The sequence below is a fragment of the Pseudomonas putida genome (assembly GCF_002025705.1).
Classification (GTDB): Bacteria; Pseudomonadota; Gammaproteobacteria; order Pseudomonadales; family Pseudomonadaceae; genus Aquipseudomonas; species Aquipseudomonas putida_J.
This window is the reverse complement of sequence record NZ_CP018846.1, coordinates 1,541,956-1,554,651: the sequence shown is the minus strand read 5'-3', so window position 1 is coordinate 1,554,651 and position 12,696 is coordinate 1,541,956. Positions and strand designations below refer to the sequence as shown.

Genomic DNA, 12,696 nt, shown 5'->3' with positions numbered 1-12,696 from the left:
AAATGACGGCAAAAGACCACGGCAAACGCCTGAAGTTCTTGGTTTTTTCCGAATATCACGCTTTTTGCTATGCTGGCCGCCCCGCGGCACGAGGTAGCACCATGCAACTGATCGATATCGGCGTCAACCTGACCAACAGCAGTTTCCACGGCCAGCAGGCCGCCATCGTCGAGCGCGCCATCGAGGCCGGCGTACTACAGATGGTCCTGACTGGCACCAGCCTGGAGGTCAGCGAACAGGCACTGGAACTGTGCCAGCAGCTCGATGGCGACGGCCAGCACCTGTTCGCCACGGCCGGCGTACACCCACACGATGCCAAGTCATGGGATGGCAACAGCGAGCGGCAACTGCGCCAATTGTTGGGTGAGGCACGGGTACGTGCCGTGGGCGAATGCGGGCTGGACTTCAACCGCGACTTCTCCCCTCGCCCACTGCAGGAAAAAGCCCTGGAAGCACAGCTGGCCCTGGCGGCCGAACTGCGCCTGCCGGTGTTTCTGCACGAGCGTGATGCCAGTGAGCGCCTGCTGGCCATCCTCAAGGACTACCGCGACCACCTGCCAGCCGCCGTGGTGCATTGCTTCACTGGTGAACGGGAAGCCTTGTTCGCCTACCTGGACATGGACCTGCACATCGGCATCACCGGCTGGATCTGCGACGAGCGTCGTGGCACCCACTTGCACCCACTGGTAAGCAACATTGCCGAAGGCCGGCTGATGCTGGAGAGCGACGCGCCGTACCTGCTGCCACGCAGCCTGCGACCGAAGCCGAAAAATGGCCGCAACGAGCCGGCATTCCTGACCGAGGTGCTGCGCGAAGTGGCACTGCATCGCAACGAAAGCCTCGAACAGTGTGCCCGGCACACCAGCGATACGGCCAGAGCCTTCTTCCAGCTTCCTTGACGCATGTCATGAGAGTTTCTCGTGTGAGTGGGCACAATGATGGCACCTTGCCAATAATGTTTCCGCTCAACTCAGAGAAGACCTGCCCATGGGTGCCTGGCTTAGCAATATTTCCCTGAAGTACAAATTCTGGGCCGTCAACGCGGTGGCCTTTGTCACGACCTTGCTGCTGGTGCTTTATGCGGTGCACCTGGAGCAACGCGCCCGCGCCGATGGCGCCCAGGCCCAGGCGCAAGCCCAGGCCGAACTGCTGGCGGCCTGGCCCGCCGGGCAGCCCCTGCCCCACCAGGCCAACCTGATTGCCTGGCAACCTGGCCAGACCCCGACTTACGCGGGTGAAAACCTCGAAGCCCTGGCCAACGGGCAAGGCTGGGTTGCCTTGCCTGCAGCCTGGATCCTCGGCGACAACCCGTTGCGCGGCGCACAGGTGCTTCGCCATGGCGACCAGCAACTGGCCGTGCTGGCAGCCGCCCCCAGCCTGCGCCAGGTGTTCCTCGACCGCTTCAGCAACTACGCCTTCTGCGTGCTGATCCTGATGCTGGCGATGCTCGGTGCCTCGCAGTTACTGATCCGCTTCCTGCTCAGCCAGCTCAATACCCTCAAGGACGTGATGCTGCATGTGGAAAAGACCGGCGACCTGTCGGCCCGCGTCCCCTTGGCCTGCGGCGACGAAGTCGGCCAGATGGCCGGTGCCTTCAATGCCATGCAGGCTACCTACCACCGCGTGGTCAGCACCGTAGCCCACACCGCTGCGCAACTGGACTCCGGCGCCGCGCGCCTGGCCGCGAGCATGAACGAAGTGCGCCACGGTATGCTCGGCCAACAGAGCGAGACCGACCAGGCCGCCACAGCGATCAACGAAATGTCCGCCACCGTGCACCATATTGCCCAGCATGCCGGCGCCACTCGCGACTTGTCGCAAACCGCCGACACCCTCGCCGGCAGCGGCAAGGAAGTGGTCTGCCGGGTACAGGATTCCATCTCCGGGCTCTCCAGCGGCGTACAGCAAACCGCCGAAATGATTCGTCAGCTCGCCGACGACAGCCAGAAGATCAACAGCGTGGTCGGAGTCATCCACAGCATTGCCGAGCAGACCAACCTGCTGGCACTCAATGCCGCCATCGAAGCCGCCCGCGCGGGCGACCTGGGCCGTGGTTTTGCCGTGGTCGCCGACGAGGTGCGCAACCTGGCCAAGCGCGTGCAAACGTCCACCGACGAAATCACCCGTATGGTCGCCGATCTCCAGGCCGGTACACGCGATGCCGTGGAGTTCATGCAGGAAAGTTCGTACAAGGCCGACGACTGTGTGCGGCAGGCTCAGGAGGCCGGTGCGGCGCTGGCCGAGATTACCGGCGCGGTCGCACAGATGCGCGAGAGCAACACGCAGATTGCCGTCGCTGCCGAGCAACAAAGCCAGGTAGCCGAAGAAATGAACCGCGCGGTGGTGAGCATCCGCGATGTCACCGAACAGACCGTGCAGCAGACCGTCGGCTCGGCCACCACCAGTACCGAACTGGCAACCCTTGCCGGCGCGCTGAGCAAAGCCATTGGCCAGCTCAAGCTATAGTCGCCATAGCCAGCCTCGATTGGCCCCGCTCCCGGGGCCGCACTAAGCTTTGGGCATGACCGCGAGGAAATGCCCATGAGCAAGCGACTACCCAATCTGCACGCCTGGCAATGGCGTGGCTACCACCACAATCACCGGCACCCGACCAACCTGGTGTTGCACCTGATTGCCGTGCCGCTGTTCATCCTCGGTGCGTTGCTGGTGCTGTCAGGCCTGTTCGCCCTGGACCTGGGCCAGATTGCCGTCGGCGTCATTGCCCTGATTGCCGGCCTGGGCCTGCAGCGCCACGGGCACCGTCTGGAAGCCGAACAGCCCGAACCGTTTGCCAACCGCAAGGACGCCGTGCAGCGGCTGCTGACCGAACAGTTCATCACCTTCCCGCGCTTTGTCCTCAGTGGCGCCTGGTGGAAAGCCTGGCGCGAGCGGCACAAGCAGCGGCATTGATGCTCAGGCGAAGACTGTGACCGTCTGGCGGCTCAAGGCCAGCAATTCACCGTCCGCTGTCCACAACGCTGCGGCTGCATGCCCGTAACCATCGCGCGCGTGCTCGGTCTCGACACGGTAGCGGCACCAGTCCAGCGTCGACAGCTGCGCCGTCGGCTGGATGAACTCGATGGTCCAGGTCAGCGTACTGCCCGCCGCCGGCTGTTTGAGGAACGGCATCAGGCTCGGTGGCCAGGCATCTACCAGTGCCAGCAGGTGCGCCTCGTTGACCTGTTCTTCGGCAACATCGCGCAAGCGCACCCAGCCGCCCATATGGCGCGATTGATTGCCACTGAACGGCAGGCCTCCCACCGCCCAACGCAAAGCGACATGGCGCATGAACTCCGGGGTAATGCCCTTGATGTAAGGCAACTCCGGCGCCGCGTGCTCGAGTGGTTTCATTTCCGCCGCGGGCGCAGCCGCAACATCGACCACCGATGGCCGGCCCGCACCGAAATTGCCCTGCACCAACGTCACCACCTGGCCCTCTTGAATGGCCCGACCCAGCAGTGTGCTGACCGCCTTGCCCTCACGCAGCACCTCGACCTCGAAACGTATGGGCACATCCGCTGCAGCCGGGCTGACGAAGCTGATGGCCAGCGAACGCACCGGGCGAGCATCGGAGAGCTTCAGGCGCATGCTTTCGTAAACCATGGCCGCCATCAGGCCACCGAACACGGCACGCCCCTGTGCCCAGCTGGGCGGAATGCTGACTGCGTCGGGAGTTTCCCGCACGGCGTTGAGCAACTGGTTGAAATTCATCGGCCGGCTCCTGGCTCCTGGCTATAAAGCGAAAGGTCCGCCAATACTAGCCAGCAAACCCCTGCCGATCAGCCCGCAAATCGGTCATTTGCCGGGCTAACGCCGCTTGAGCGCCGCCTGCAGCGCGTCCAGGGTGACATCCGACTGGCGCTCAGCCTCGTGCAGCTCCTGCTCCCAGTCGACCTTGCAAGGCGCAAGGTCAGGGTGATCCTTGGCCTGCAGCAACCACTGCAAGCGGTCGTGCCAATCGCCCAGATCGCCCTGGGCCTTCTTCAGCAGGCGCTGCAGCTTCTTGCCGGCATGATCGAGCTGCGGATAGGCCTCATCGCCGTAACGCGCACGCTTGATCAGCAGGCGCAAGCGATGGCGATCATGGTCTGGGTCCTCCAGAGCCTCACGCAGCTTGTGCCACTGCTTGACCAGTCGCCTGTCGATTCGTTTGCCCAGCGACCTGGCCAGCCCCTCGCGATCCGCTGCCCGCAGAAACAGCGGGAACGCATCGACAATTGCCAGCACCCGGGTCAGCTGCGGGCTGGCGGCTATGCTGGCGAATGTCCTGTCACGCCCTGCCAGGCGCCGTTGCCCGGCCTGGGCATGGCCGCGCCCGATGAGCTCCGCTGCCAGCACCTCACGATCACGCAGCGGTGTCGTCAATGTGCCCAATGACTTGGCCGCCTCCTCCAGTTGCTCGACCCCAGGCAGCCCCTGCAATGGCCGCAGCAGGCTGCGAAGACGCCGCAGGCTGGTGCGCAGGTCGTGCAGCGCCTCGCTGTCGGTATCGGCGGCGAGGCGCTCGCGGCATGCCAGCAGACGCACCTGCAAGGCCAGTAACTGGGCAACGACATGATCGAGCATGGCGGACATGTGACGCTCCTTGGTCAGCGCCCGGCGCGCGACTCACGAATGTAGAAACGGGCCTTTTCGGATTTGTGGGTGCACCCTTCGTACCCTTCGAACTGCTGCTGGGTCTTGGCACCGGTCAGCAGCGACAGGGCCTTGGAATAGCTGACGGTACCGGCGAAGCCTTCGGCCTTGGCCAGGTCCAGCTCCTTCCAGGCGGCATCCAGCTGAGTCGCGCAGCTGTCACGGTAGGCCGTCTTGCCCGCGCAGCCAGCAAGGGCCAGGGCGATCAGTGGAAGGCAGATCCAGGCTTTCATCGGTAATACCTCAAAGGTCAAAAGAGTGGCTGTTCGACGCCCGTGCAACTGAAAAGTGCCCGGTTCGATATGCTTTGCTTAGAGTAGTTCAGCACGCTCTGGATTGAAGCACAGGCAGCAATGAGAGCATTGTAGGACCATGGTTGTACAAGCCGGGGGAAGCTCATGAGCAAACGCGTGGCATTGGTGTTGGGATCAGGAGGCGCTCGTGGGTATGCCCATATCGGCGTGATCGAGGAAATCGAACGGCGCGGCTACGACATCGCCTGCGTCGCTGGATGCTCCATGGGTGCGGTGATTGGCGGCATCTACGCAGCCGGCAAACTCGACGAGTACCGCAACTGGATCGAAAGCCTGGACTATCTGGATGTGCTGCGCCTGGTCGATGTCAGCTTCCGCCTCGGTGCCATCCGTGGCGACAAGGTGTTCGGCCAGATTCGCAAGATCGTTGGCGAGATCAACATCGAACAGCTGCGCATCCCCTACACGGCGGTGGCCGCCGACCTGACCAACCAGCAGGAAATCTGGTTCCAGGAAGGCTGCCTGCACCAGGCCATGCGTGCTTCGGCGGCGATACCCAGCTTGTTCACCCCGGTGATGCAGGGCAATCGCATGCTGGTCGATGGTGGCATCCTCAACCCCTTGCCGATCGTGCCGGTGGTCTCCAGCCACTGCGACCTGATCATTGCGGTCAATCTCAACAGCACCAACCAGAAGCAGTATCAGTTACCCGTGATCGAACGGCCGGCGGCATTCAAGATGCGTTTCGAAGCCCTGCTTAGCTCACTCGGCTCGCGGCTGCCGTTTCGCCGCAAGCCGGCCGAGGAGCTGATTCGCATCGAGCAGGAGATCGTCGCCGAAGGGCTTGCACCGCCCAATCCGTGGTTGGCCGACGCGGCCGATCCCGAGGCCCAGCAACCCGCAGCGGCGCCCGAGCGTGAAGGTGCGCCGAAATCGGCGACCGGCTCATTCATCATCGACAACGTCGGCCCAGCTTCACTGCTCGACCTGATCAACCAGAGCTTCGAGGTGATGCAGACTTCGCTGGCGCAGTACAAGATTGCCGGGTATCCGCCGGATGTGCTGATCAACGTGCCCAAGCGGGTGTGCCGGTTTTTCGAGTTCTACAAGGCGCCGGAACTGATTGCCTTGGGGCGGGAGATTGCGCGGGATACGCTGGATAATTACGAGGGCGAAAAACGCTAGGTTTTGGGCTGCCTGTGCCAGCCTCTTCGCGGGTAAACCCGCTCCCACAGGTACTGTGCAGGACTTGAGCCCTGCGCTGTACCTGTGGGAACGGGTTTATCGGAGTGCCGAAGTGCCGCGAAGAGGCCGGTGCAGACGACAGAAATGAAACAGGCCGCATCAAGCGGCCTGTTTCATCATGCGTCCATCACTCAGTAGCGGGTGATGTCGGCAGTGCCTTCCAGCTGCTTGCGGTAGGCCGCGAAGTCCTGCTGGCCAGCACGCGATGCGAGGTAGCGGCGGATCTGCTGCTTCTCCTCGTCGTTGGCGGCAGCGCCTTCATTGACGCCTTTGAGCTGCAGCACGACCAGGCTGCCGTCGGCCAGGACCACACTGCCGTACACCGGCTTGTCCTTGGCTTGCGGCTTGGCCAGGCGGAACAGCGCCTGCAGCTCGGCCGGGTCGATACCGTCCTGACCACGGGTCACAGCCTCGTGCGCCTTCCACTCCTGACCGTCGTGAGCACCAGCGGCAGCGATGGAACCGTCACGCAGACCGGCGATCAGCTTGTCCGCCTTGGTCTTGAGTTCGGCAGTCGCCCTCTCCTTGGCCAGGTGTTCGCTGATGTTCTTGGCCACGGCCTGCAGCGGCAGTTGCTCCGGCTTGCGGTGCTCCTTGACGCGCAGCACCACGGTGGTTTCCGGGTCGAGCTCGATGGCGGTGCTGTTGGCACCTTCATCCATCACCTCTTCGGAGAACGCGGCCTGGATCACGCCACGGTTGGCCGTAATGCCCTCGCCGCCTTCACGGCCGAACGGGGCGGAGGTCTGCACCTTGAGGTTCAGGTCCTGAGCTGGCTGCGCCAGGTCGGAAGCCTCGTAGGCAGCATCCTGCAGCTGCTTGCTGGCGTCGACGTAACGCTGCTCGACCAGCGGGGTCTTCAAGTCGCGGGTCAGCTTGTCCTTCAGGCTGGCGAAGCTTGGCACTTCCGGCGCCTGCTTGCCCAGCAGCTTGATCAGGTGGTAGCCGAACTCGGTGCGCACCGGGGCCGATACCTGGCCATCGTTGAGCTTGTACAGGGCGTCTTCGAAGGCTGGGTCATACACGCCCGGGCCAGCGAAGCCGAGGTCACCACCATTGCTGGCAGAACCTGGATCCTGGGAGAACTCCTTGGCCAGCTTGGCGAAATCTTCACCCTTGGCCAGACGCTGTTCGACCTCTTCGGCGCGGGCCTTGGCCTGAGCGTCGGTGACCTTATCGTTGACCTCGATGAGGATATGCGCGGCATGGCGCTGCTCGGCGAGGTTGGCGACTTCCTTCTCGTACTGGGCCTTGAGCTCTTCGTCGGTGACCTTGACCTGGTCGAAGAACGCCGACTTCTTCAGCTCGATGTAGTCGATGACCACCTGGTCCGGAGTCATGAACTCCTTGGCGTGCTGGTCGTAATGCGCCTTGACCTCGTCATCGCTGACCTTGACCGCTGCCGGGTTGGCCTTGAAGGTCAGGGAAGCGAAGTCACGGGTCTGGTTTTCCAGGCGGGCAAAGGCGTCAACCTGCTGATCGGTGACGAAGCTGCTGCCGGCAATACCGGTACGCAGCTGGCCAATCAGCATCTCTTCCGCGAGCATGTCGCGGAACTGCATGCGGCCGTAACCCATCTGGCGGATGACCTGGTCGAAACGATCGGCGCTGAACTTGCCATCGACCTGGAATTCCGGCGTCTGCAGAATCACTTGATCCAGCGCGGCTTCGGAGAAGGCGAACTTGGCGTCTTCGGCACCCTGCAGCAGCAGTTTGCGATCGATCAGGCCTTTGAGCGCAGCGTCGCGCAGCAACTTTTCATCCAGCAGCGCTGGGTCAAAATCCTTGCCCAGCTGTTGCACCAGCTGGCGGCGCTGCATGTCGGCGGCCTGGCTCAGCTCGTTCTGGCTGATGGTGTTGCCGTTTACCTTGGCCGCGTCCTGGCTGTGGGTGGCGGCTTTGAAAATGGCTTCGAAACCGGTCAACGCCATCAACATGACGATGAGGCCAATGATGGTCTTGGCAATCCAACCTTGTGAATTGTCCCTGATATTTTGCAGCATGCGTCCCCCAGAAACGGCTGTACCACTGCGTCGACAACCGCGGAGCGTGGGTAGAATCCTGATAAAAGAAAGGCGCATCCGAGGATGCGCCTTTTCTTAGCAAACGTGTCAGGCGGGAACGTTTGCGGCCCGCCGTCAGCGTGCTCGGAGCTGGCCAGGCCAGGTCCGGCTGAAAGAGACGACTTAGTTGACGGCGTCTTTCAGGCCTTTGCCAGCCTTGAAGCCTGGAACCTTGGCAGCCTCGATCTTGATCGCCTTGCCGGTTTGTGGGTTACGGCCGGTGCGCTCGGCGCGCTCCTTGACCGAGAAGGTACCGAAGCCAACCAGTACCACATCGTCACCTTGCTTCAGGGCACCGGTAACGGATTCAATGACTGCATCCAGCGCGCGGCCGGCTACAGCTTTCGGGATGTCAGCAGATGCGGCGATAGCGTCAATCAGTTCCGACTTGTTCACTCTAAGTCCCCTTTTTTCTCTATTGAGTTTGTTTCTAAGTATGTAATGAAAAGCTTATGAAACGTGTGCCGGGTGGCAGTTTGACAATAGCGTGCCGCTTTATAGCAAGGCCCCGAAAAAACTGTCAAGGAAAGCCCCCCGGCCAAAAACTACTAATGCGTGCTGATTCTTTCCTTAGCATCGCCGTCGCGCTTGTCATCTTTCGCGACAATCTCCGGAGCCACATCTGGCAAGGGCTCCGGGGCGTATTGCAGCGCAATTTGCAGGACTTCGTCAATCCATTTGACCGGTTTGATCTGCAGATCCTGTTTGATATTTTCCGGAATTTCCTTCAAGTCGCGAACATTCTCCTCGGGAATGATCACCGTCTTGATCCCGCCACGGTGTGCGGCCAGCAGTTTTTCCTTCAACCCGCCGATTGCCAATACCTGGCCACGCAGGGTGATTTCACCGGTCATGGCCACGTCGGCACGTACCGGAATTTGCGTCAACGCCGACACCAGGGCGGTGCACATGCCGATACCGGCGCTTGGGCCGTCCTTCGGCGTGGCGCCTTCAGGCATGTGGATATGCACGTCGTGCTTCTCGTGGAAGTCGGCGGCAATCCCCAGGCTGCGCGCGCGACTGCGGACCACGGTCTGTGCGGCAGTGATCGATTCGACCATGACATCACCCAGCGAGCCGGTCTTGATCAGCTGGCCCTTGCCGGGGATGACCACCGACTCGATGGTCAGCAGCTCGCCGCCCACCTGGGTCCAGGCAAGGCCGGTGACCTGGCCGATCTGATCCTGCTGCTCGGCCAGGCCGTAGCGGAACTTGCGCACGCCGAGCAGGTGCTCGAGCTGTTCGCTGGCAACCTTGACCTTGACCTGTTTCTGCCCGGTATGTTCCTTGACCACCTTGCGGCAGACCTTGGCGATCTGGCGCTCCAGGCCACGCACACCCGCTTCGCGGGTGTAATAACGGATGATGTCGCGAATCGCCGAGACGTCGATGTCCAGCTCTTCGGCCTTCAAACCGTTGGCCTTGACCTGCTTGGGCGTCAGGTACTTGACCGCAATGTTGATCTTCTCGTCCTCGGTGTAGCCCGGCAGGCGGATGACTTCCATGCGGTCGAGCAGCGCCGGCGGAATGTTCATCGAGTTCGAGGTGCACAGGAACATCACGTCCGAGAGGTCGTAATCGACTTCCAGGTAGTGGTCGTTGAAATTGTGGTTCTGCTCCGGGTCGAGCACTTCCAGCAGCGCCGAGGCCGGGTCGCCCCGCATGTCGCTGCCCATCTTGTCGATCTCGTCAAGCAGGAACAGCGGGTTGCGTACACCCACCTTGGTCATTTTCTGGATCAGGCGGCCAGGCATCGAACCGATGTAGGTGCGACGGTGACCACGAATCTCGGCCTCGTCACGCACGCCACCCAAGGCCATGCGCACGAACTTGCGGTTGGTCGCGGCAGCGATCGACTCAGCCAGCGAGGTCTTGCCCACGCCAGGCGGGCCAACCAGGCACAGTACCGGGCCGCGGATCTTTTTCACCCGCTTCTGCACGGCGAGGTACTCAAGGATGCGCTCCTTGACCTCTTCCAGGCCATAGTGGTCGGCATCGAGAATCTCTTCGGCCTTTGTCAGGTCCAGGCGCACTTTGCTCTGGGCCTTCCACGGCACCTGCACGAGCCAGTCGAGGTAGGACCGCACCACAGTAGCCTCGGCAGACATCGGCGACATCTGCTTGAGCTTGTTCAGCTCGGCCTGGGCCTTGGCCAGGGCGTCCTTCGGCAGGCCAGCCGCGTCGATGCGCTTTTTCAGCTCTTCGACTTCGTTGTGGCCTTCGTCACCATCGCCGAGCTCTTTCTGAATGGCCTTCATCTGCTCATTCAGGTAGTACTCGCGCTGGCTGCGCTCCATCTGCTTCTTGACTCGGCCACGGATGCGTTTTTCGACCTGCAGCAGGTCGATTTCGGCATCCAGCAGTGCCAGCACGTGCTCGACACGGGTCGCCAGATCGACGATCTCGAGGATTTCCTGCTTCTGCTCGATCTTCAGCGCCATGTGCGCGGCCATGGTATCGACCAGGCGCCCAGGCTCTTCGATGCTGTTCAGCGACGACAGGACTTCGGCCGGGACTTTCTTGCCCAGCTGCACGTACTGCTCGAATTGCGACAGCAGCGTACGCACGAAGACTTCCGACTCGCGCTCGGCGGCGTCGGTTTCGTCGATCAGGGAAACTTCGGCACGGATGTGCCCTTCTACTTCGGTGAAGCGCTCGACCGCACCGCGCTGCTCGCCCTCGACCAGCACCTTCACAGTGCCGTCTGGCAGCTTCAGCAGTTGCAATACGGTAGCGACTGTACCGACCCGATACAGGGCATCTTCGCCTGGATCGTCATCGGCCGGGTTCTTCTGGGCCAGCAGCAGAATCTGCTTCTCGCCCGTCATCGCGGCCTCTAGGGCTTCGATAGACTTCTCACGCCCCACGAACAGTGGGATGACCATGTGCGGATAGACGACGACATCGCGCAATGGCAAAAGAGGCAAGTCGAGGGTGGTCTTCATGATTTCGCCTCTACAGCGGCCTTATGGCCGGAAACCGGTGGAAATGATGCTTGGACCTAATGTGGGGGCACGCTTGGGAAATTACAAGCGCTTGCATAGGAAAAGCAGAAAGGGGCCCGTAGGCCCCCTTCTTGCTTGCTGCCATCAACCGGCTTTTACCTGAAATCAGGCGTCGGGCGCGGCCTTGGCTTGCGGCTCGCTGTTCTCGTAGATCATCAGCGGCTGCGAGGTGCCTTCGATGACGCTCTCGTCGATCACCACCTTGCTGACATCCTTCTGCGAAGGAATCTCGTACATGGTGTCGAGCAGCACGCCTTCGAGGATCGAACGCAGACCACGGGCGCCAGTCTTGCGCTCCAGAGCCTTGCGCGCGACGGCCTTGAGGGCGTCGGTGCGGAACTCGAGGTCCACGCTTTCCATCTCGAACAGCTTGGCGTACTGCTTGGTCAGGGCATTCTTCGGCTCGGTGAGGATCTGCATCAGCGCAGCCTCGTCCAGCTCGTCGAGGGTCGCCAGCACCGGCAGACGGCCGACGAACTCAGGGATCAGGCCAAACTTGACCAGATCGTCCGGCTCGACTTCGCGCAGCGATTCACCGACCTTCTTGCCCTCTTCCTTGCTGCGTACTTCGGCGCCAAAACCGATGCCACCCTTGGTGGAGCGGTTCTGTATGACCTTTTCCAGGCCAGAGAAGGCGCCACCGCAAATGAACAGGATGTTGCGGGTATCGACCTGCAGGAATTCCTGTTGCGGGTGCTTGCGGCCGCCCTGCGGCGGAACCGAAGCGACGGTGCCTTCAATCAGCTTCAGCAGCGCCTGCTGCACGCCCTCACCCGAAACGTCACGGGTGATGGACGGGTTGTCCGACTTGCGCGAGATCTTGTCGATCTCGTCGATGTAGACAATGCCCATCTGGGCCTTTTCCACGTCGTAGTCGCACTTCTGCAGCAGTTTCTGAATGATGTTCTCGACGTCCTCACCCACATAACCGGCTTCGGTCAGGGTGGTGGCGTCCGCAATGGTGAACGGTACGTTCAACAGGCGTGCAAGGGTTTCGGCGAGCAGGGTCTTGCCCGAGCCGGTAGGCCCTATGAGCAGGATGTTGCTTTTGCCGAGTTCGACTTCGTCGCCCTTCTTGTCACGCTGATTCAGGCGCTTGTAGTGGTTGTACACCGCTACCGCGAGCACCTTCTTCGCGCGCTCCTGACCAATGACGTACTGGTCCAGGATGCCGCTGATTTCTTTCGGCGAAGGCAATTTGTGCGCACTGCTCTCGGCCTGGGCTTCCTGCACCTCCTCACGGATGATGTCGTTGCACAGGTCGACGCACTCGTCGCAGATAAATACCGAGGGCCCGGCAATCAGTTTGCGCACTTCGTGCTGGCTTTTGCCGCAGAAGGAGCAATAAAGCAATTTGCCGCTGTCCTCGCCGTTACGGGTGTCAGTCATTCGATCGATCCAATCCGGTAGGCTTGCAACACAAGATGAAGGCAATTGCGGGCTTTTTCAAGTCCGCAGGTAGGCACTTTGCGCACCTACCTGCTCTGGCACCTG

The 12,696-nt window shown here is 61.7% G+C and carries 11 protein-coding genes; 4 read left to right on the top strand and 7 right to left on the bottom strand.

Annotated features, from left to right (window positions below):
• Nucleotides 1-101: 101 nt before the first annotated feature.
• The 3 genes from BUQ73_RS07120 to BUQ73_RS07110 all read left to right on the top strand — a co-directional run bounded on the left by BUQ73_RS07120 (nt 102) and on the right by BUQ73_RS07110 (nt 2,910).
• Nucleotides 102-899, top strand: a complete 798-nt coding sequence (locus tag BUQ73_RS07120) for a TatD family hydrolase (RefSeq protein WP_079227213.1) — start codon at nt 102-104, stop codon at nt 897-899.
• Between the two features lie 88 nt (nt 900-987).
• Nucleotides 988-2,466, top strand: coding sequence for a methyl-accepting chemotaxis protein (locus tag BUQ73_RS07115; RefSeq protein WP_079227212.1), 1,479 nt, complete (start codon nt 988-990; stop codon nt 2,464-2,466).
• 75 nt (nt 2,467-2,541) lie between these two features.
• Nucleotides 2,542-2,910, top strand: coding sequence for an Mpo1-like protein (locus BUQ73_RS07110; RefSeq protein ID WP_079227211.1), 369 nt, complete (start codon nt 2,542-2,544; stop codon nt 2,908-2,910).
• 3 nt (nt 2,911-2,913) lie between these two features.
• Here BUQ73_RS07110 and BUQ73_RS07105 read toward each other — a convergent pair whose 3' ends face one another.
• The 3 genes from BUQ73_RS07105 to BUQ73_RS07095 all read right to left on the bottom strand — a co-directional run bounded on the left by BUQ73_RS07105 (nt 2,914) and on the right by BUQ73_RS07095 (nt 4,868).
• Nucleotides 2,914-3,711 (bottom strand): acyl-CoA thioesterase, encoded by a 798-nt coding sequence (locus BUQ73_RS07105; RefSeq protein WP_079227210.1) that lies wholly within the window; start codon nt 3,709-3,711, stop codon nt 2,914-2,916.
• 96 nt (nt 3,712-3,807) lie between these two features.
• Nucleotides 3,808-4,575: a CHAD domain-containing protein gene (locus BUQ73_RS07100; RefSeq protein WP_079227209.1), complete on the bottom strand. Its 768-nt coding sequence runs from the start codon at nt 4,573-4,575 to the stop codon at nt 3,808-3,810.
• A 14-nt stretch (nt 4,576-4,589) separates the two neighbouring features.
• Nucleotides 4,590-4,868: a hypothetical protein gene (locus tag BUQ73_RS07095; RefSeq protein ID WP_027919623.1), complete on the bottom strand. Its 279-nt coding sequence runs from the start codon at nt 4,866-4,868 to the stop codon at nt 4,590-4,592.
• Between the two features lie 165 nt (nt 4,869-5,033).
• On the opposite strand from BUQ73_RS07095, the gene BUQ73_RS07090 reads away from it, so the two are divergent.
• Entirely contained in the window at nt 5,034-6,074 is a 1,041-nt protein-coding gene (locus BUQ73_RS07090) for a patatin-like phospholipase family protein (protein WP_079227208.1), read from the top strand.
• Between the two features lie 191 nt (nt 6,075-6,265).
• Here the strand turns inward: BUQ73_RS07090 and BUQ73_RS07085 are convergent, their stop codons facing one another.
• The 4 genes from BUQ73_RS07085 to clpX all read right to left on the bottom strand — a co-directional run bounded on the left by BUQ73_RS07085 (nt 6,266) and on the right by clpX (nt 12,591).
• Nucleotides 6,266-8,137: a SurA N-terminal domain-containing protein gene (locus BUQ73_RS07085; protein ID WP_079227207.1), complete on the bottom strand. Its 1,872-nt coding sequence runs from the start codon at nt 8,135-8,137 to the stop codon at nt 6,266-6,268.
• A gap of 183 nt (nt 8,138-8,320) precedes the next feature.
• A complete protein-coding gene (gene hupB, locus BUQ73_RS07080) occupies nt 8,321-8,593 on the bottom strand; it encodes a nucleoid-associated protein HU-beta (RefSeq protein WP_003250246.1) in 273 nt (90 codons plus the stop codon).
• A gap of 152 nt (nt 8,594-8,745) precedes the next feature.
• A complete protein-coding gene (gene lon / locus BUQ73_RS07075; RefSeq protein WP_079227206.1) occupies nt 8,746-11,142 on the bottom strand; it encodes an endopeptidase La in 2,397 nt (798 codons plus the stop codon).
• Nucleotides 11,143-11,307: 165 nt separating this feature from the next.
• The gene (gene clpX / locus BUQ73_RS07070) at nt 11,308-12,591 is read right to left on the bottom strand and encodes an ATP-dependent Clp protease ATP-binding subunit ClpX (RefSeq protein ID WP_016394423.1); all 1,284 of its coding nucleotides are present in this window, start codon (nt 12,589-12,591) and stop codon (nt 11,308-11,310) included.
• Nucleotides 12,592-12,696: the final 105 nt, after the last annotated feature.